Origin of the sequence: Corallococcus sp. Z5C101001, assembly GCF_007352635.1 — a bacterium.
Taxonomy (GTDB): domain Bacteria; phylum Myxococcota; class Myxococcia; order Myxococcales; family Myxococcaceae; genus Corallococcus; species Corallococcus silvisoli.
In genome coordinates this window covers 1,019,948-1,038,735 of sequence record NZ_VKLU01000001.1, presented here as the reverse complement: position 1 = coordinate 1,038,735, position 18,788 = coordinate 1,019,948, and the positions used below count along the sequence as shown (strand labels likewise).

General features: G+C 70.8%; 20 protein-coding genes. 2 read left to right on the top strand and 18 right to left on the bottom strand.

Annotated features, from left to right (window positions below; translation table 11 throughout):
- Positions 1 to 24 precede the first annotated feature (24 nt).
- Both FOF48_RS04275 and FOF48_RS04270 read left to right on the top strand, forming a co-directional pair.
- Positions 25 to 777 (top strand): GntR family transcriptional regulator, encoded by a 753-nt coding sequence (locus FOF48_RS04275; protein ID WP_143898829.1) that lies wholly within the window; start codon positions 25 to 27, stop codon positions 775 to 777.
- Positions 778 to 813: 36 nt separating this feature from the next.
- Entirely contained in the window at positions 814 to 1,656 is an 843-nt protein-coding gene (locus FOF48_RS04270) for an alpha/beta fold hydrolase (RefSeq protein ID WP_143898828.1), read from the top strand.
- A gap of 241 nt (positions 1,657 to 1,897) precedes the next feature.
- Here the strand turns inward: FOF48_RS04270 and FOF48_RS04265 are convergent, their stop codons facing one another.
- The 18 genes from FOF48_RS04265 to FOF48_RS04180 form a co-directional block, all read right to left on the bottom strand.
- Positions 1,898 to 2,662: a hypothetical protein gene (locus FOF48_RS04265; protein WP_143898827.1), complete on the bottom strand. Its 765-nt coding sequence runs from the start codon at positions 2,660 to 2,662 to the stop codon at positions 1,898 to 1,900.
- Between the two features lie 11 nt (positions 2,663 to 2,673).
- A complete protein-coding gene (locus FOF48_RS04260) occupies positions 2,674 to 4,353 on the bottom strand; it encodes a hypothetical protein (protein WP_143898826.1) in 1,680 nt (559 codons plus the stop codon).
- A gap of 27 nt (positions 4,354 to 4,380) precedes the next feature.
- Positions 4,381 to 4,590: a hypothetical protein gene (locus FOF48_RS04255; RefSeq protein WP_143898825.1), complete on the bottom strand. Its 210-nt coding sequence runs from the start codon at positions 4,588 to 4,590 to the stop codon at positions 4,381 to 4,383.
- Complete coding sequence (locus tag FOF48_RS04250) at positions 4,587 to 6,332, bottom strand: tail fiber domain-containing protein (RefSeq protein ID WP_143898824.1); 1,746 nt, start codon at positions 6,330 to 6,332, stop codon at positions 4,587 to 4,589. The genes FOF48_RS04255 and FOF48_RS04250 overlap by 4 nt, the downstream gene beginning before the upstream one ends.
- The gene (locus tag FOF48_RS04245; RefSeq protein ID WP_143898823.1) at positions 6,329 to 7,723 is read right to left on the bottom strand and encodes a hypothetical protein; all 1,395 of its coding nucleotides are present in this window, start codon (positions 7,721 to 7,723) and stop codon (positions 6,329 to 6,331) included. The genes FOF48_RS04250 and FOF48_RS04245 overlap by 4 nt, the downstream gene beginning before the upstream one ends.
- Positions 7,720 to 9,282 (bottom strand): baseplate J/gp47 family protein, encoded by a 1,563-nt coding sequence (locus FOF48_RS04240; RefSeq protein WP_143898822.1) that lies wholly within the window; start codon positions 9,280 to 9,282, stop codon positions 7,720 to 7,722. The genes FOF48_RS04245 and FOF48_RS04240 overlap by 4 nt, the downstream gene beginning before the upstream one ends.
- Positions 9,279 to 9,764: a hypothetical protein gene (locus FOF48_RS04235; RefSeq protein ID WP_143898821.1), complete on the bottom strand. Its 486-nt coding sequence runs from the start codon at positions 9,762 to 9,764 to the stop codon at positions 9,279 to 9,281. Before FOF48_RS04235 ends, FOF48_RS04240 begins: the two co-directional genes overlap by 4 nt.
- Positions 9,765 to 9,801: 37 nt before the next feature.
- Positions 9,802 to 10,212 carry a DUF2634 domain-containing protein gene (locus FOF48_RS04230; RefSeq protein WP_143898820.1) on the bottom strand — a complete coding sequence of 137 codons (411 nt, stop codon included), beginning with the start codon at positions 10,210 to 10,212 and terminating at the stop codon, positions 9,802 to 9,804.
- Positions 10,212 to 10,862, bottom strand: a complete 651-nt coding sequence (locus tag FOF48_RS04225) for a hypothetical protein (RefSeq protein WP_143898819.1) — start codon at positions 10,860 to 10,862, stop codon at positions 10,212 to 10,214. The genes FOF48_RS04230 and FOF48_RS04225 overlap by 1 nt, the downstream gene beginning before the upstream one ends.
- 2 nt (positions 10,863 to 10,864) lie before the next feature.
- Positions 10,865 to 11,497 (bottom strand): phage baseplate assembly protein V, encoded by a 633-nt coding sequence (locus tag FOF48_RS04220; protein ID WP_143898818.1) that lies wholly within the window; start codon positions 11,495 to 11,497, stop codon positions 10,865 to 10,867.
- Positions 11,494 to 12,021 (bottom strand): hypothetical protein, encoded by a 528-nt coding sequence (locus FOF48_RS04215; RefSeq protein ID WP_143898817.1) that lies wholly within the window; start codon positions 12,019 to 12,021, stop codon positions 11,494 to 11,496. Before FOF48_RS04215 ends, FOF48_RS04220 begins: the two co-directional genes overlap by 4 nt.
- A complete protein-coding gene (locus FOF48_RS04210; protein WP_143898816.1) occupies positions 12,018 to 12,902 on the bottom strand; it encodes a DNA circularization N-terminal domain-containing protein in 885 nt (294 codons plus the stop codon). Before FOF48_RS04210 ends, FOF48_RS04215 begins: the two co-directional genes overlap by 4 nt.
- Before the next feature lies 1 nt (position 12,903).
- Positions 12,904 to 13,929, bottom strand: coding sequence for a hypothetical protein (locus FOF48_RS04205; protein ID WP_143898815.1), 1,026 nt, complete (start codon positions 13,927 to 13,929; stop codon positions 12,904 to 12,906).
- A gap of 4 nt (positions 13,930 to 13,933) precedes the next feature.
- Entirely contained in the window at positions 13,934 to 15,403 is a 1,470-nt protein-coding gene (locus tag FOF48_RS04200; protein WP_143898814.1) for a hypothetical protein, read from the bottom strand.
- The gene (locus FOF48_RS04195) at positions 15,403 to 16,233 is read right to left on the bottom strand and encodes a hypothetical protein (protein WP_143898813.1); all 831 of its coding nucleotides are present in this window, start codon (positions 16,231 to 16,233) and stop codon (positions 15,403 to 15,405) included. The genes FOF48_RS04200 and FOF48_RS04195 overlap by 1 nt, the downstream gene beginning before the upstream one ends.
- A 3-nt stretch (positions 16,234 to 16,236) precedes the next feature.
- Positions 16,237 to 16,626, bottom strand: a complete 390-nt coding sequence (locus FOF48_RS04190; protein ID WP_143898812.1) for a hypothetical protein — start codon at positions 16,624 to 16,626, stop codon at positions 16,237 to 16,239.
- 15 nt (positions 16,627 to 16,641) lie between these two features.
- Positions 16,642 to 17,958, bottom strand: coding sequence for a phage tail sheath C-terminal domain-containing protein (locus FOF48_RS04185; RefSeq protein WP_255441872.1), 1,317 nt, complete (start codon positions 17,956 to 17,958; stop codon positions 16,642 to 16,644).
- A 283-nt stretch (positions 17,959 to 18,241) separates the two neighbouring features.
- Positions 18,242 to 18,754, bottom strand: coding sequence for a hypothetical protein (locus tag FOF48_RS04180; RefSeq protein ID WP_143898810.1), 513 nt, complete (start codon positions 18,752 to 18,754; stop codon positions 18,242 to 18,244).
- Between the last annotated feature and the right edge of the window lie 34 nt (positions 18,755 to 18,788).

The window sequence follows — 18,788 nt, the reverse complement described above, 5'->3', positions numbered from 1 at the left end:
CCTGTCGTTCCCATGAGGAGGTCGATGGCTGCTCCATCCCGCATCCGTGGCCCGGTGTCCGAACCCACGCTCGCGTCAGCGGTCGTGGACCGGCTGCGCGGGGACATCCTTCATGGGGTGCTACCCCCGGGTGAGAAGCTGCGGCTCGAACACCTGGCGCCACGCTACGGCGTCGGGCGGACGCCGCTGCGGGAGGCCTGCTGCCGACTGGCGTCCGAGGGGCTCGTCACCATCGAGGACCAGCGTGGCTTCCGGGTGGCGCCCATCTCTCGCGCCGACATCCTGGACCTGACGCGGACGCGCCAGCAGATCGAGACGCTCGCGCTGCGCGCGGCCATCATCCATGGCGACATCACCTGGGAGGGCGAGGTGACCGCGGCCCTGCACCGCCTCCTCCGGAGCGTCCAGACCTCGGAGCGCGGGACGCTCGACGAGGCCTGGGAGCTCGAGCACGCGCGCTTCCACGCGGCCCTGCTCAGCGCGTGCGGCTCGCCCTGGCTCTTGAAGTTCCATGCGACGTTGTTCGACCAGACCGAGCGCTACCGGCGCCTCGCCCAGGCGCACGGCAAGGCCGGGAGGGACGTGGAGGGAGAGCACACCGCGCTCGTGCGAGCCACCCTGGACCGCGACGCGGAGCGTGCCTGCGCGCTCCTGACCGAACACCTGGCGAGGACCACCGAGCTGGTCCTCCAGGTCCACCCGGGGCTGCGCGCGAACGCTCCATCCCCTCAAAAGAATTTGCCGACAAAAAGCCGTTCCCTTCCCGCAAAGGATTGACGGCCCGTCCACGGGCGCGTACTGGCGGCGGACGACATGCTGCGCACTTGCTTCGTTGAAGGTTCCGGTGGCGTCCGGCTCGCGGTGAGCGACACGGGCCCGTCGTCGGGTGTTCCCTCCGTGCTCTTCGTGCATGGCTTCGCCCAGAGCCGCCATGCGTGGGACACGGTCCTCCAGGGCGGCCTGGCTCGAAGCCACCGGCTCGTCGCGGTCGACCTCCGCGGTCACGGCGACTCGGACAAGCCTGAAGGGGACGAGCCGTATGTGAATGGCGTCCACTTCGCCGGAGACCTGGAGGCGGTCATCCAGCGGCTCGGCCTGGAGCGGCCGGTCGTGGTCTCCTGGTCATACGGTGGCGTCGTCGTCGGGGACTACCTCCGGCACCGGGGAGATGCCGCGTTGGGCGGCCTCTTCTTCGTGGCGGCGTCGCTCAAGACAGGCAAGCCCGCGCGCGCCCTGTTCGGGCCGGGAATGATGTCGAACGCGCGGGGCCTGCTGTCCGAGGACACGGAAACCTACGAGGCCGCCGCTCGCGCCTTCATCGGCGCATGCTCCGCGCGACGGGTCGACCCGTCGCTGGCCGAGGAGAGCGTCCGCGCCATGCTCCGCGTGCCCCCGAACGTCCGGCGCGCGCTCCTCTCCCGCGCGGAGGACTACTCGGTGGAGCTGGAGCGTTGCGGCCGCCCCGTGGCGACGCTCCACGGTGAGCTCGACCTGGTGGTCCTTCCGGCCATGAGTTCGGAGGGGGTGCTGTCGCGCGCCCGCGCGGCGCGGGGCACGTGGCTCCCCGGCGTGGGGCACCTGCCCTTCATCGAGGCGACTGCGGACTTCGAGGCCGCGCTCGCGCACTTCGTGGAGGCCGCGAAGGCGGCGGAGTGACGTCCGGTGCGCCTCCACCCGCAGGGAGGCGCGGCGGTCTTCAGAGCGTCACGTTCGACGTGGCCCGTCGCGCCAGCACGGCCCCGTTCCGGAGCAGGACCCGCCACAGCTCCGTGAGCAGGCTGCGCGGCGGGCGCGCGAGGCACGTGTCCGGAGTGGCGCCCGCGACTCGAGACGGGCCGCCGCGACACAGGACGCCCCGCCTGGAACCCGGAGCACCCTCTTCCACGGCCAGGGCACGCTACGCCTTGCGCACCTCGCGGATGATGCCCTCGGCTTCGGGCTCGCCCAGCGCGACGAGCTGTTCGAGGTCGCCACGGATCAGGAACTCCGCCTCGGCGCGGAAGAAGGGCGTCTCGGCGACGGTCTCCGCGCTCCGGTGGATGCCCGACAGGCTCATCACGGGCCGCAGCAGCCGGAGGCGAACACCGGAGTCCGCCGGGCTCGCGTACGAGTCGTCCAGGTTGCCCAGGTCCGCGGAGGCCACCAGCGCCGCGGCGAGCGCGGCCGAGAGCAGCGGATCCGCCGCGCCCGACTGCCGTGCCCACGCCCGGATGACGAGGGAGAGCTCGCAGCGCCGCCGCTCCAGGAAGCCCGCGGACCGCGCTCCCCGGAGGAAGACGACCACGGCCACGTCGGCGAGCGCGGGCGGTTGATAGAAGCGCACCGTGCGCCCGTCGACGACGTAGTCGTCTCCCCGACGCAGCGGCCGGCCTGGGGGCGACTCCACCTCCGCCACCTGTCCCAGGGCCTTCGCTGGCAATTCGAAGTCCACCTTCTTCCCGTCCGAGGCCCACCGGTGGACCTGCGCGAAGTAGGCCGCTTCGCGCTGCGCGGCGAGGTCGAGCCCCGGCAGAGGCTCCAGCTTCAACTGGGAGACGCAGACCTCCACGAGGGACTCCGCCCCCGCGACAGGCCCCAGTGACGGCCCCGTCGAGATCTCCACCGCGTCGGGGACGGCGGGGCGCAGCGCATCGTGGAAGTAGGACTCGAGGGCAACGAGCATGACGGCGGGCCTCACTTCCGCGGGAAGAGCGCGTAGGTTTCGCTGCGCGGGCTCGTCACGCGAAGCCCGGAGAGGGTGACGACTCCGGCCACGCGCGAGCGGACGAGCACCTCCAACGGAGGCGCGCTCCCCGTGCCTCCCGGCGGTGTCAGCGCGGCCAGGGCCTTGGCATCCAACGCCACGCTCCCGTCCTCGCTGGGGCTCACGTCCAGCACGCGCGTCCCCCAGCGCAGCTGTACCCCGGGCGCGGGGGGCGGCGCGGAGGCGGTGGCGCGCAGCCGAGGCCGCGCACAGGCCCAGGACGTTCCGGGGGCCTGCCCCGCGGTCAGGGACGTGTCCCTGGGGAGCCAGGGCCCCGCGGCGTCGGTGCGGTAGAGCGCGAGGCCAGGGACCAGGGACCGGGCCGCGGCCGAGCCCGTCAGCGGCGGCGACAGGCTCCAGAGCAGGTCCCCCTCCGTCACCGTGAGCACGGCCCACCAGGTCTCGGACGTCAGCGCCACGGGCTTCAGGGGCTCGAAGGAGACCCAGCGCGCCTTCCAGGGCGGAGGCCCCTTCTCCTCGAGCACCAGCTCCACGGGAGCGGCCATCAGGGGCACGTCCCCGGGCCTGTCGTGGGCATCGGCGTAGAGAGACAGCAGGGCCTTCACGGAGCGCGTGAGAGGCCGGACGTGGAGGTCCAGCCCCACCAGCGCCTCCGCGGGCCCGGGCGTGGAGAAGGCCTGCGCGGCGGAGTAGCCGGAGCCGCAGCGATGGGACAGGGGAGGTGTCTCCGGCGGTTGGGGCGCGAGCGGCAGCCGCTCGTCCTTCGGCTGATACCGCACGGCGAAGCGGACCTCCGACAGGGCGCGGTCGGGCGGCACGGCCACCAGCCCCGCCGCCTGGCCGTCGGTCGCCACCGGCAGCGACACCGCCGCCTCTCCACCGCTCCACGTCTGGGCGACGGCGAGCGTGTCCAGGGTGAGCTGCACGCGCTCCAGCATCCCCAGCCCCGAGGAGCGGAGCGTGACGTTGAGCGCGCCCCCCTTCAGCTCCGGAGGCCAGGCGCGCTGCAACGCGCTGCTCAGGGCATCCCCCAGCACCAACTCCTGCCGGGGCAACAAGGGCATCGCCTGATGGAAGAAGAGAGCGCCCGCGCCCAGCATCGCCGACAGGTCCGGAGGACGGGCGGCGGCGCGCACCACGACGCTGGTGAGCGGGGTGTCCACGAGCGTCTTCGGTGTCCCGACAGGCGTGGCGCTGGCCGCGTCCACGAACTCCACCAGGAGCCGGCTCGCGAAGAGGCCCGGCAGGGGCACCACGCTCCCGATGGGCACGGTGTCCGAGGGCGTGGGTGGATACCAGGGCCCTCCCTCGGCGACGCTGAGGCGCCCCTTCTGGGTCGTGCTCTTGGGCTGGAGCTCCAGGGACATGAGCGGCCGGCGCGCGTTCCAGTCCAGGCTGAGCCACTGGACCTTGTCGGTGCCGAGCGTGCTCTTCCCCAGGTTCGTGGTCAGCGCCGCGACCGGCGTGAGGTCCACCGTCAGGTCGTCGCCGGGAGCCTGCACGGTCAGCGCCGCGCGAGACAATGCCACCCCCGCCGGCACGTCCAGCGCGAGGACGAGGCCGGCGGAGTCCACGGGAACCACCGCGGTGGTGGGGGGCTTCGCCGTCCCCGCATAGGTCAACGTGGCGCCGACGCGTGAATCACTCATGGAGATGTCCCGACGTGGCGCTGGGGCTCAGCGAGCGGCGTCCTTGATGTCCGTGACCGTGGCCGACGCGCCCTCTTCCGGCGGCAGCATCTCCCGGAGCACCTGCATGGCACCCTCGATGCGGAGCATGGTCTGCACGAGCTGCATCCGCTTCGCGTCGAGGTCCGCGAGCATCTTCTGACCTTCTTCATGCTCGGCGCGGAGGCCCGCGAGGCGCTTTTCAATCTGGTCCTTCATCGATTCGACTCCTGGCGCTGGAGCTGTCGCTCCAGGGCTTCAATGCGTGCGTCGTAGTGCTGCTTGAGTTCCTTGATGGCCGCGACCGCCAGCACGCCCAGCGCTTCATAGGCGAGGCCCTTGAGCGGCCTGCCATCCTCTCCGCGCTTCCCGCTCTCGCTGACGATGTCCGGGAAGAGGGGCTCCACCTCTTGTGCCACGAGGCCCAGGGTGGGCAGGCCGTCGACCTTCCAGTCGAAGGTCACCGGGCGGAGCGCGACGAAGCGCTCCAGCACCCCCTGCATCTCCACGATGTTCTCCTTCAGCGAGACATCCGAGTTCCGGTTCCACAGCCCGTCTTCCTTCATGTACTGGCCGGAGCCGTTCTGATGGTACAGGCAGATGACCCCCGGGTTGTCGTAGTGGATGCCGAAGTACCTCCCGCCGCCGGTGTAGTCCTGGATGCGGATGCCTTGCGACCAGGCCCGCTGGTTGATGTGCAGCGCCGTCAGCGGGTTCGTGACCCCGATCCCGACGTTGCCGTTCATCACCGTCATCCGCTCCCCGCCGGTCTGCCAGAACCCGAGGCTGTCGTCACCGTCGTTGTCGATGCCGATGAGCAGCTTGCACGCCTCTCCGCCCACGACGTAGTAGCGGATGAAGGCCGCGTCACCGCTCCCGCCACCCGGGTCGGTCGGGAACATGATGCCGGCGGAGGGCGAGTTGCCCACGGACGGGATGATCGCGCCGCCGTTGACGCGGAGTCCTCCCCCCTGGACGTCCAACCGGACGGCAGGCGCCGTCGTGCCGATGCCGATGTTGCCCTCTTGCGTCAGCCAGAGCGCGTGGTTGCCGCCGTTGAGCGCCAGGGAGAAGGCGTTGTTCGGACGTGTGCCGACGTCCCAGAAGGCCCCAGCCTGGACTCCCCCGCTGCGGCCATAGCGGATGGCGGCGCTCTGGGCCCCCTTGTGCCAGACGACATGGGGGTTGCTCATCATGATGCCGGACGCGCCCCCCGCGCCAATGGTCACATACTGGAGCGTGCCGTCGCCCCAATCCGCCGTGGTGGTGACCGTGAGCCGGTCCCAGCCGTTGGCGCCCGGGACCCGGACGTCCAGCATGCCCTGGGGATCCGTGGTGCCGATGCCCACGGCGCCGCCGGACTTGATGTGCAGACGTGGCGTGCCGGCTCCGCTGCCGTACTCGACATCGCCGCCGTCCTCGGTGATCTGGAAGCCCGTCGCCGCGGCGCCCGTCTCGCCTCGGACCTGCCAGCTCTTGCTCCGGCTGCGCAACAGCATGGACGCGCCATCCACGCCCGCCACCGTGCGCAAGACCAGGTTCACGCCCCAGGAGTGGTCTCCGTTGCCCCGGACCTCCAACCCCGCGTTGTTGTCAGGAGTCCCCGGCTGGACGACGAGCAGCCGCTTCGTACCAGGGGCGGAGGCGCCGACGGCGACGCTCGAGTTCACGGAGAGCGCGCCCGTCATGGCGCCTCCCGTGAGCGACAGCTTCTGGGCGCCCAGCTCGGTCAGCCGCGTGAGGACGTCGATGCTCTTCACCGTCAGGGCGACGGAGGCGTCCACCCGGTTCACCTTCAACGAGGCGGTGGGGACGATGCTGTCCCCATCGAGCTGCTTCCCATCATCCGCGCCCCGGTGCGTGTGCGAGCGGATCTCGTCGCGCACCTTGATCTGCATGTTGTTCCAGGTGTCGGCCAGGATGGGGTCGCCAGACTTCGCCGGGTAGAAAGGGTCACTCATGGTTGGAACCTCGAGGAGTCAAAGCGGGTCGCATCGAAGATGCCGGACCAGGACAGCTTCTCCTGGGGCTCCGGCACCTGCTCGTGCAGTTCGATGGTGTAGCCAAAGGAGGTGAGCGAATCCTTCGTCTCCAGGGCGTCGGTGAACGACGTGGAGACCTCCTGACGGAGCGGGCCCTCGTCGATGGAGAGGACTTCGGCGGGCATGGGCAGGGTCAGCTCGACGCGCGTGCGCACGCCCGCCGCGCGGCCATAGTTGAGCGCCGCCGTCAGCTCGCGCACCAGCCCGGGCAGGCCGGGGACCTCCCCCTCCTGGTCCGGGACCTGGAGGTGCGGGGGGATGTGGTCCGCGGGGATGCGGAGCACGCAGGTGGCGGGGGTGATCTCCGTCCAGTCGAAGCGCAGCTCCGCGAGCGGCGTGTCGCGCTTCACGAGGGCCCTCTCCTCCGCTTCCTTCTGGCGCGTTTCCGTCCAGCCCAGGAGGTAGGAGCGGACATCCTTACGCTCCAGCGTGTCGTAGCTCCAATGGCTCTCACCGGGCACGAGCTCGGGGATGCGGCGGTCCTCTCCGAACACGGAGAAGCGCGACTCCGGCGCATTGAAGCGGGCCATCACGCCACCATCGTCCAGACTCGAGAAGCGCGTCGGGTGGGCCAGGATGATGGACTCGGTGACGGGGCGCCCGTCGATCAACGGCGCGCGCAGGTTGCGCAGCGTGAGGGTGCCACCCTTGGGCACACGGCCCAGGAAGATGAGGTCGAGCCCTGACTCGTGGTGGCGGAGGATGGGGACGGCGATCTCCTTCGCGGTGGCCTTCAACGAGATTTCAGGGATGGCCGTCTCCAGCCCGCCATTGACGGTGAGCAGCCGCTGGCTCGCGCCGACGCCGCTGAAGCGCGCCATGGCCGGAGTCGCCGGACTGTCCACCAGCTCGATGCGCAGCGGCCGGAAGGTGCCATCCGCGCGCGGCACGCTGAAGAGCCCGACGGCGGTGTCGCCCTCCCAGAAGAGCTCCGGAGGCTGACGCGCCATGTAGACCAGGGAGACCAGCCGGAGCAGCGCGGTCGCCGAGCCCAGCCCCGTGCGGTGGAGTTCAACGAGCGCCGCGAGGTGCTGGCGGAGGTAGTCCGCCGCCTCTCCCCTGCGCGGATGCAGGTCATACAGCGCGGCCAGCATCCCCAGCTCGGAGGCCGCCTTGTCCGCCAGGGAGTCCTCATCCGCGAAGCCCTTCGCCAGCGTGTACCAGCGCGAGCGCATCAGCTGCGTGAGACCCTCCTCCATCTTCCCCAGCTCCATCGCGAGCGAGGAGAAGAAGAGCTTGAGCTTCGCGCCGGTCTGGAGGACCGGCGGGAGGTAGCCCACCATGCGGCGCGCACGTTGCTCCGGCGTCATCCGACCCCCACCAGCTCGGCGCCGCCGAGCACCATGCGGACATCCGGCCGCAGGACGATGAAGGTGACCTGCTCCCGCAGCCCGGTCGCGGGGGGGGCCGCGACGAGGGAGACAGCGAGCCCCGTCTCCAGGGTGACGTTGCAGGCCAGCAGGGAGTCGATCCGCGCCTGGGTCTTCAGCGTCTGCTGGAGGTCGTCCAGGCTGACGCGCGCTTCACGGCCCATCTGGACATCCTCGCCGAGCCGGGCGGCGTAGACCTCCACCGCGCCGCGCAGCGACTCGCGAACCTGCTCCGGCGTGCGGGGTTCGCTTCCTGGCAGCGCCACGACCAGATCCAGGCGCCAGACGGGAGGACGCAGCCGGGTGATGCGCGGCGGCTTCAGGTCCAGGTCGATCCGCGCCGCCTCCAACGGATCCATCTTCCAGTCGCGGTTGGCCCCGTAGACGCGGCTCTTGCTCTCGCGGACGAGCTGCTTCTGGAGGGGGTTCTGGGGGCTCGAGCCCCAGACGAAGGTCTCCACCGCCAGGTCGCTGATGCGGCGGATGGCGGCGTTGCCGAAGAGGAGGGCCTCCAGCTTGCGGCGGTTCAGGCTCTCCCCCACCGGCAGCTCCAGCGTGTAGCGCATCAGCGCCTGCTGGAGCTCCCGGCGGAGCCGGTCGAAGGTCCCCTCGTCCATCTCCGGGTCGACGGGCTCCACCTGGAAGTCCACCTGGAAGTAGACGGTGCGCGCGTAGCGCAGCCGCACGCGGATGCCGGCGGCCTTCGACTCGCGGATGGCGGCCTCCACGCGCGCCACTCCCGCGGTGTTCAGCTCGAAGTCGGCATCCCCCACGAGCACGTCGATGACGCCCGGGGGCGCATCCTCCGGCTCGCGCACGGTGACCTGCTGCACGCCTTGCTGGCGCACGGCCGCGGCGATGGCCTCCACGGTGCCCTTCTCGCCATCGCGCAGGGCGGTGCGCGCGCGGGCCCGGAGGCTTGCGTCCGACTCGTCCTCGCTGCCCCGGTGCAGCGGCGCGCGGTTGGTGACGGCTTCGATGCCCAGGATGGGCCGGGGCATCATCGTCAGCCGGAGGGGGTTGATGACGGGCGGGGCCTGCTTGGACGCATCCGAGTCGTCGCGGATCTCCTGCACGCGGATGGTGACGCGCGTCTCTCCGCGGCGCAGCGTGGCCTCTTCCATCGTCTCGAAGAGGGGCAGCGGCTTGGAGTCCGCGGTCACGCCCGTCACCTGACGGCCCGCGGGAATGCCGATGTCATCCGGGGCGGGCGCGGCGCGGCTGAGCTCCACTTCGCCGGTCAGGCGTCCGGCGCGAGCGCGCTCCAGGCCCAGCACGGCCACCACGTTGTCCAGGGCGGCGCCCTCGGCGGTGTCCAGGTACCCGGAGCGGTGGGCCAGATCCATCATGGCGTAGAAGGTCGCCATCTCCCGGGCATAGGCCTCCGCCAGGGTGCGCGCCATGCTGCCAGCGTTCGTGTCGCTCCCCGGCCCCAGGTTCGACAGCAGCCGGTCGACGATGGCGCTGAACGAGGTCTCTTCGGGCGGGAGGAGGCTCAAAAGGAGATCTCCCACGTCATCTTCATGACCATGTTGGGACCGCGGTTGACCTCCTCGAAGCGGACGCGGTTGAACAACACCGGGGTCGCGCCGCCCAGGGTGATCTGGATGCCGGCCTCGGTGAGGGGCTGCACGCCGGGCTGGGTGAGCGCGGGCAGGATGGCCGTCACCGTGGCGCGCACCTGGCTGGTGCCATCCCCCCGGCTGACGACCTCCACCTTCGGCGTCGTGTCGGTCGCCTCGTCCACCTTGGTGCCCAGCGCCGTGTCCAGGCTCTGCGGCTGCGAGGTGCCCGTCCCCACCGCGATGGCCCAGCGGGTGGGCAGCGCATCCGCCTTGCCCATGAGGAGGCTGGCGAGCAGCTGCTTTCCCGCGGTGGTGATGAGGTTGGGCACGTGGCGCCGCTCCATCAGCGCGCCACCGGTGTCCAGCAGCTCGATTGTCAGCACCCCCGCCAGGCCCTGCTTCTCCCTGAGTTCCATCGCGTCCTCCCGAAGTCGTGTCCTTGCCGCGTCCCGCTCAACCCAGGTCGAGCGCCAGCCCCAGCTCCACCGCGTCTCCCGTGACGGCCCGGATGCTGGCCCTCACGTCCACCGCGCCCGGCAGGTCGGCCCGGGCGGTGACGCTCAACGCCGTCACCTCGTCCACGCGCGGGTCCTCCTTGAGCGCCTGACGCACATAGCGCCGCAGCAGGTCCAGGTTGGCCCGGTCCAACGGTTCTCCAATGAGGTCCGCGACGCGGCTGCCGTAGCGGGTGTGGCCCAGCTGCTCCAGGTGTCCCCGGTAGACGATGAGGCGCAGCGTCAGCGCCTGGATGAGGTTGTCCTTGCCGCTGACCGTCGTGGCGCCGGTGTCGGTGGACCAGTCCAGGTCCACCTCGCCGGACTCCTTGAACGCGAGGCGCAGGTCGGTCCGAAGCTCGTCCGCCATTACATCAACCTCCCGGGGCCGGCCGTCGCGCCAGGAGAGCACGGGATGCCCGGGGTCACCTTGAGGCGCGACATCATCTGGGTCATCGCGTTGGACAGCGTCTCCGCGATGGCGCCCGCCAGGTCCGGCGCGTTCTCGCCTTGGATGCCGCCCGCCTGGAGGAAGCCCATCGCGAGGGGCTGAAGGAGGGCCTTGGCTGGCGCCGCGCCCATCAGGGTGCCCGGCGAGGAGGTGGTGAAGCCCGCGATGGCCATGCCCGGCGCCACCATCACCATGGAGGTGAAGAGCGTGAGGGCCTGCTCCACGGACTGGGCGATGGCCTTCGCCAGCGCGCCCTGCTTCTCACCGTTGATCTTGTTGGAGGCCAGCAGCCCCTGGACGATGGGCTCTATCTGCGAGGCGCCCGGTCCTCCCGCGGGTGGAGGCAGCATCATCCCCGGCCCCACCGTGCTGCCCGAGCCCGCGGGCGGAGGCGCCGCCGCGGGGATGCCGGGCGACACCATGGCCATGCCGACGAAGAGGGTGAAGGCCTGTCCGCAGGCGTCGCCCAGCGCGGTGGCCAGGTCCGGCGCGTTCTCGCCCCGGAGGCTCGCGGACTGCATGGCGCCCTTGGCGAGGTTGCCTATCTCGGAGCCGGTGGGTGCGGGCATGGTCACTTGGCCTTCACGTCCTGGGAGCCCTTGAGCGGGGCGCCGGTGAAGTAGCACTTGTGGCTCTGCTCGGTGATGACGCCGCTGCCGCCCTTGCCCAGGTCGATCTTCCCGGACGCGTCGAGGGTGCAGTCCGCGCACTTGAGCTGGACGTTGCCCTCGACCTCCAGCTTGAGGTCCGTCTTGCCCTTGATGGTGATGACGTCGTCCTGCTTCACCGTCACCACCGTCTCGCCCGCGGTGAGGATGATGGACTGCTCCTGGTCGATGGCGATGGACGTCTTGCCGCCCGGAGGCGCCACGACGCGCCACTCATCCGCCTCGTGGAGGGGCGGGTTGATGGAGTCGGAGTAGAGCCGGCCGGTGATGATGGGGCGGTTCGGATCCCCACCGATATAGGTGATGACGACCACCTCGCCCGCGTGCGGCGCGCTCACCATGCCGATGTGCGGCGTGGCGATGGGCACCTTGCGCAGCTCCAACCCGCTCTCGCGCAGCTTCACGTTGCACTCGTGGTTGTGCGCATCCCCGTCCGCGTGCGGAAAGGCGCTCGTCACCACGCCCAGGTCGCCCAGGCGCAGGGAGGCGACCTCATCCCGGACGATGGCGCGGATGATGGTGACCAGGTCGCTCATGTCGTGCCTCCCGCCAGCTGGAGCTTCGCCTTGGCCGGAGGCGCGACGACGACGGCGGACTCGAGCTCCTCGAGCGTGGCCGCGACCGACTCCACCGACTCGCGCAACGCCTTCAGGGACTCCGCGGGCAGGTAGCCTTGAATGACGGTGGCGACACCGGCGCGGACCTTCTCGAGCACCAGCAACGCGGAGTGGGCCGCGCCCGCCAGCGGGGCCAGGGCATCCATGCCCATCTCCCGCATCTCCTCGCCGGAGGTTTCGCCAATGGCCCGCAGCCCGTCGAAGGCGGGCTCCAGCTTCTCCAGGAGGAGCGGGATGGCCGCCACCTGCTCCAGCCGGGAGAGCCATCCGGTGATCAGGTCCAGCACCTTGCCAATCGCCTGGAGCCCCGTCTTCACGTAGCCACCGATGCCGAGCGAGCGCACCAGGTCGGTGAGCGCCTTCACGGTGTCCGTCTGGAGCAGCGCGTCCACCGCGCTGACGAGGCGGGTGATTCCGTCGACGATGTCGGCGGTGTTGCTCATGGTTTCGACTCCAGGTCCTTGAAGGGCCCGAGCGGATCGAACTCACCCAGGGTGGTGCCCAGCGCGGACGCCTCTTCCGCGACGCGCTTGAGCTTGGCGAGGAAGTCGCCGGCGCCAGCGATGCCTTTGATGACGTCGAGGGCCGCGCCGAAGTCGATGCCCTTCACCATCTCCAGGAGGCTGACACCCTCGGTGGCGAGCTTCTGGATGAACTCCCCGATGCTCCCGGACTCCTTCAGCGAGTCGATGAAGCCCCCCACGGCGGCGGGGTTCACCTTGCCGAGCGAGCCCAGCAGGCTGCCGAAGTTCTCTCCCGTGAGCGAGTCCTTGGTGCCGTTGACGACGGAGCCCAGCTCATCCGGCGTGAGGTGGCCCAGCAGCTCCGGGTTTCCATCCACCGCCGCCATGAGCGAGCTGGGGTCCTGCAGCACGCCAGCGGCATCCACGGAGCCCTTGGCCCAGGCCCCGGCGTCCGCGGCCACGGCCTTGTTCACCGCCGCGACGCCCGCGTCCGCGGCGACGGGGGGCTCCACGTATTCCTTCACGCGGAGGAAGAAGCTGAAGCGGCTCTGGTGGCCCGCGAGCTGCTTGACCTGGAAGTCCGCGATGAGGACGTCGGTGAGGTCGGCTCCGGCGATGGCGTCCGAGGCGAACGACATCGGCGTGGCCTTCATCTGCGCCTGGCGCAACTCCTCCAGCTCCGCCTGGGTGTCATTGCCCAGGAAGATGCCCTCCATGACGATGGTGACAGGCTCGCGGCCCAGGTCCTGGAAGACGCTGCCGGACTGACCGGGCACGCGCTGCTGCACGAGGTTGCGCGCATCCTCGGTGTAGATGTTGGTGAGCCCGACGAGTTCGATCTTTCCAATCCGGACCGCCATGTCAGAACTCCATCCGGGTGGTGAAGCCCGCGCGGGCATTCAGGGTGTGGCGGACCGCGCGGACGCGGAGCTGCTTGCCGGAGACGAGCGCCTTCACCGGCTGCCCCTCGGGAATGTCTTCGAGCTGCACGAGGTCCCCCGGGTTCACGGCCGGAGCCCCCAGGACCTCGATGAAGCCCCGGAGCGGGCGCGACGCCAGCGCCGTCATCCGCGCCTGGGCCTGGGTGGCCGCGTCGTCACCGGTGCGCAGCGCGCCGTCTCGCAGCTCGCGCGGCAGGGAGCCCTCGCTCCCGGCCCGCACGCTCCCATCCTTCGCGAGCGAGGCCTTGCCGCGAATGGACGCGAGGTCGGCCACGAGCCAGTGGGCCTTCTCCGAACCCTGGGTGCTGCTGGCGCCCTCGCCCCAGACGACGACGCCGTCATAGGCGGCGGGCGACTGGCGCAGCTCGGTGCGCAGCACCTGCTCCCGGTAGACGAACGTGTGGTCCGGGCCGCCCGTCCTCGGCGCCGCGAAGTGAACCTGTCCCTCGCCGTCCGTGTAGACGTCGCAGCCGCACTGCTCGGCCAGGCGCTGGATGTGGCGGAGCGCGCGGGGCCCCGGGTGCAGCACGTAGGCCGGAAACGTGGGGCCATCCTCGATGGTGCCCGCGGTGGCTCCGGCCTGCTTCACGAGCCCGCTGACGATGGAGCCGGCGGTGGTCTGCGCGTAGGAGCCGGAGACATCCAGGCGGGCGAGGTCCGCCAGCGCATCCGTGCCGACGACGATGACGGACTCCGGCGTCGCGCGCGTCTCCAGCACCACGCCCGTGAAGACCGTGACCCCGCCATCGCCCGCGTCGAGGGAGAGGGTCGTCGCGTCGCCAGGAGCGGGCAGCGCGTCCGAGGTCACCAGCTCCAGGGTGCAGCGGCCGCCGGCCCCGTCCATGGTCAGCTCGCTGCGGATGGAGCGCACGAAGCCATTGCCCCGGCCCGCCTTGCTGGAGGCCTGGAAGGCTCCAATCGTCACGCTGTAGGCAATGCCCGCCATCGGCTCAGACCTCCAGCCCGTGACGGCGCGCCGTCTCGCGGAGGATGTCCACCAGGGCGTCCTCGAGTGAGCGTCGGTCCATGCCCGCCGGAGCCTCCGAGGCGTCCAGGTGGACGTTGACATTGAACGTGTTGCGCACGGCGGCGCCCTGCGCCGAGGAGGTGGTGACTCGCTCCACCGGGAGCGCGGCGTGGGTGGCCCCCTGGGCCTGCTCCCAGACCGGGGTCAGGCCGGCGGAGACCTTCTCGGTGAAGTGACCCAGCGGGGCCTGCGGACGCGGCGTCGCGCGTTCAACCCCGGGGGCGATTTCGCTGGGCGCGGACGCCCGAGGCTCCGGCCGCGAGACGTCGAGCGAGGGAGTGTCCGAGGAGCCCGGCGCGAACGCGGGCGCGCCGGTCCGCGGCTCCAGGTGCGCGCGTTCGACGGTGGGCGCGGAGGACTCCCGTCGCGGCAGGTCGAACGACGGAGGGGTCGCATGAGAGGGCGGAGGAACGCTCCTGGCCGAAGCGGCGGTCACAGGAGTCGAGGCGCGGAGCGCGGGTTGCGTGAGGCCAACCGAAGGTGTGCCCTCCGCCGTGGAGGCGCCCACGGCCGGTGCTGCCCGGCCCGGTGAAGCCGTGACCTCCAGAGGCGCCCCCAGGCCGGTCGTCGCCTGAGGCGGCGAGCCCGGACCCGGAGCCGCATCCGTCGTCGAGCCGCCCTCGGGCGAGAAGGTGAGCCGGCGCCTTGGCGCGGCCACCGCGGGAGTGCCGGAGTGCGCATCCGTCCGAGGAGGGACGGCTGACGTCGCGTCTCGAGTGGCCTCCGGGTGCTCGGGCATGGAGGGGGGCGAGGCGGGCTTCGACGGGAGCAGTCGGATGACACGCCGGTCGGAGGTCGGGCTGCTCGCGGCTGCCCCCGCGTCGCGTGCCGGCGCGGAGGCGGAGCCCTCCGACGGGAGAGCCGTGGACACGGCCGCGAGCGGCGCGACGGGCGGCAGCGGATTCGCATCGCCACCGGGCGACGCGGGGCGGACCACCCGCACCGTGCGAGGGCCCGAGGCTCCGGGGCTCGCGGGCATCGAGGCTGTCCTCTGGGCGCGAGGGCCCTCCGAGGTCGGAGCGTTCGCGCCGTCCGGTGACGCCGAGGGCGACCCGGGTGCGCGCGCCTGGACCAGCGAGGCCCCGGGCGTCTCGACGAAGGGGGCGCGGGCTTCTGCCCCCGGAGCCGGCGTGGACGCCATGACGGGCCGGGCCTCCGCGCGAGCGACCTCCGGTGCCCCCTGGGTCCGCCCGTCGATGCCGCGCGGGGCCCCAGCGGGTGATGCATTCGCGGCCCCATCGACAGCCACGGACGGCTCGGAGCGCTCCTCACGCCGTGCCTCGGGCTCCGGGGGCAGCTTGACGCCGAGCTGCCGCGCGACGCCCTCCAGCGCGAGGAGCGCGGGACGCGACAGGAAGGCCGTGAGCTGAGCGGTGGTGAAGGTCTTCCGCATCACCGGTCCTCTACCTGGATGACCACCGCGTCGGGGAAGTCAGACAGGCGCGGCCTCCGGGAGACAGGCGCGGGTGCGGGTGCGGGGGTGGGCGGCTCCGTGAGCTGGAGCAGCGCGAGCAGCCGATCCACCTCGGCGGCGGGCGTCGCCCAGACCTGGGAAGGCGTCCAGCCCAGGGCCTTGCACAGCCGCAAGGTGATCTGCGCCAGGGCCCGGGCCTCGCGGCCCGCGGACTTCACGGTCTGGTCCTCGACACGCTCACCGCCCTGGTTGAGCGCGACCACCTCTTCGAGCAGCGCCGCCGTGCTGGGGCCATCCAGCGCCGACAGGGTCGCGCCCGGTGGCTCCAGCGTCACCACGGAGGCCTGCAGCATGGCCCGCAGATAGCGGTCCAGGCTGAGCTCCCGCGTGCCGTCGGGTCGCGAGACAACGCTCTCCTCCAGCGCCCTCGAGCGCTCGGAGTACGTCCACGGGCGGAGGCGCGCCGGCACCGGGCCGGAGCGCGCGCCCCCCGAGGCCCACCAGAGCGCCAGCGGCGCCAGTTCATCGAACTTCGACTCCGGCACACCCGAGTCCCGCAGCACGTCGCGGGCGAAGCCTTCCGAATCGAAGGTCCGCCCGGCTGCGTCCACCCGGGTGTGTTGATCCAGGGCGCGCAGGTGCGCGTCGAAACCCCAGGGACGCAGCCGGAAATGCTCTCCGGCGGTCGTCTCCAGCTCCAGCGGGCCCGTGGGGCCCCCCAGGTGGACGCGGAAGCACAGCCCGTCGATCTCGATTTCGGTCGAGAAGGAGGGGGCCTCCGTGTCTGGGATTTCGGACGCCTCCCGCACGGACTACTCCTCCCGGATCCGCGTGGCCGTGAAGGCGTACGTCGTGGCCGCGCTTCCGTGCGCGTCCATCTGGAACGACTTGCCCTCCACGAAGCAGTCATCGAACGAGAGCGTGCGCGTCTCGTCCGTCCCCTCCGTGCGGTTGAGGTTCGCCACGAGCTGGAACTTCCCGCGAGCCTCCAGGAGCTCATCCAGCTTCACCGCCGCGGAGCGGATGACCATCTCGCCCAGGACGGTGCGCAGCCCGAAGATGACGTCGACGCGCTCGTTGGAGCCAATGGCTCGGATGTCCTCGCGCTCGGTGACGACGCGGAAGGCGAGCGACTGCAGCCCTTCCACGGCCTCGCCGTCGACCAGGATGCTGCTACGGTTGGCAGAGAATACCGTTGGCATCAGTGCTCCTCCTCATCAGACCTGGACCGTGATGGTCGCGTAGATGTAGTCGATGGCTCGCACAGGCCGGACGGCCATGTTGACCCGGACGATTCCGAGCGCGAAGTCCTGCTGCGACGAATAGACCTCCACCTTGAAGGCAGGGTCCTTGCCGTCCGTGGAGGGAACGATGGCGCCGTCCTTCTGCATCTGCACCAGCGCCTCCACGAGCTTCTGCTTCAGAGCGCTGCGGCCGTCCGCGTTGTTGAGCAGACCGATGAACAGGTCGCCCACCATCTTCAGCGTGCGCACGGCGCGGTCCGCCACGCGACGGACGTTGATCTGATCTCCGTCCGTGGTGAGGCCGCGCACGACGATGGTGCCCCGGCCACGCTCCACGACGACCGGCACCACGTTGCCGCGCAGCAGTTCCTTCTGATCCGCCACCGTCAGCGTGGGCTCTCCGACGCCGGAGACCCGCTTGAAGGTGGGGGACTGGTGCGAAGCCAGGCTGCCCACGAGCCCCGCCACCGCGCCAACGACGCCATTGGGCGCCACCAGCACGAAGCGGTCACTCACGAGGTTGCTGGCAAGCTGCGTGTGAGCGCTCGCCGCCCCCGAGGGGGGCACCTGGCCCAGCCCCAGCCGGCCCTTGCTGTCGCCGCTCAAGCTGTTGCAGTGGCTGATGACGTCGCCGTAGATGCGCGTCACCTTCGCCCGGTCGCTGAAGTCCTGGACGGCGGCGATCACCAGGTCGACGTCGGGCTCGTTGGACAGCCGGCCGAGCGCGGTGGCGTATTCGTCCGCCGTCGCGTCCTTGCCGCCCGCCAGCGTGTACGTGCCCGCCGTGGGCCAGCCCACGGGCTTGGACGCGTCCACCTTCACGAAGGACGAGCCCTCCAGCGAGGAGACCAGCGACGCGGAGCCGACGCGCCGGAACACCTCGGAGGCGCCGCTGGCCGGGTGGGTGATCTCCAGGTCGAAGGACACCGACTTGTCGATGTACTCGCGGTACTCCACCTTGACGGTGAGGCCGTTGGCCCAGGGGCCGGGGGCCTTCGCCGTCAGGGTGATGCCCGCCTTATCCCCCGTGGCGCCCGCGGGGAACCGGCTGGCGTCGCCCGCGATGGCGATCGAAGCGGCGGCCCCGGCTCCCACGGGGAGCGGCGAGATGACCAGCTCCGAGACGCCGTTGTCGAGCGCCTGTCTCGCCTCCGGGAGGCTGTAGGCGCTGGCGCGCCCCATGACCTCCACGAAGCGGGACCAGCTCTCGGCGCGGACGACCTTGCCGGCGTTCTGTTCCGTGAAGCCGGTGATGCCAAGCACTCCCGAGGGGGCGAGTTGCTGGGGCAAGACTTCCTTGACGACCGTGACCTGGACACCAGGAATGATGAGGCCTGTGGCCATACCCTCTCCGACCCTCATGAACGAGGGGGTGGATGCCCCTGCTCAGGGTGCAGGTTCCCTGGACCGTATCGATGAGCCATCAGCCCACCCCTCAGGGGTACGGTCCACTGCATCAGCAATGACTTCACATCAATGGTGAGGGCGTGCGCAGGGCCGTGATGACACGCTGAATCCCGTCCGCGGCGAACCCGGCTCCGCGACACGCTCACGCGACTTGCAACCGGGAGGACTAGCCGGCCGCCAGGACGTTGACGCCGGACTTCTTCAGCGCGGCGATGGTGGTGTCCGCCAGGCGCGCGCCCTCGTTGATCAGCGCCTTGCCCACGTTGAGGAGCAGGTCGATGATCGCGACGATGTGCTCGACGCCCGCGCCCACGAAGTCGACGATGATGTTGAGGAACCGCTGCCCCGTCTGAGCCAGGCTGCGCGCGGAGTCCGGCAGCAGGTCCAGGGTGGAGTTCACCAGATCGCGGCCCGCCTCGAGCACGTTCTTGATGGAGTCCACGACCTTGGGATCCATCAGCGGCTTGATCAGGACTTCGACCTGCTTGAGCACCGAGCTGAGGACGTTGCGAACCGGCGTCCAGATGACGGAGATCTTCTCGGTGATGCTCTTGAAGCCGTCCCCACTGACGGCGAGATACAACTTGTAGAGTGCCTGCTCGACCTTGATGGCGACGTTGTCGACGGTGGCGAGTGCACTGGACACGTTCGTGGCTGCGTCGTCTGCCGCTGCTGGCATGGATGTCTCCCCCTGCGGTGCAAAAAACCCGGCG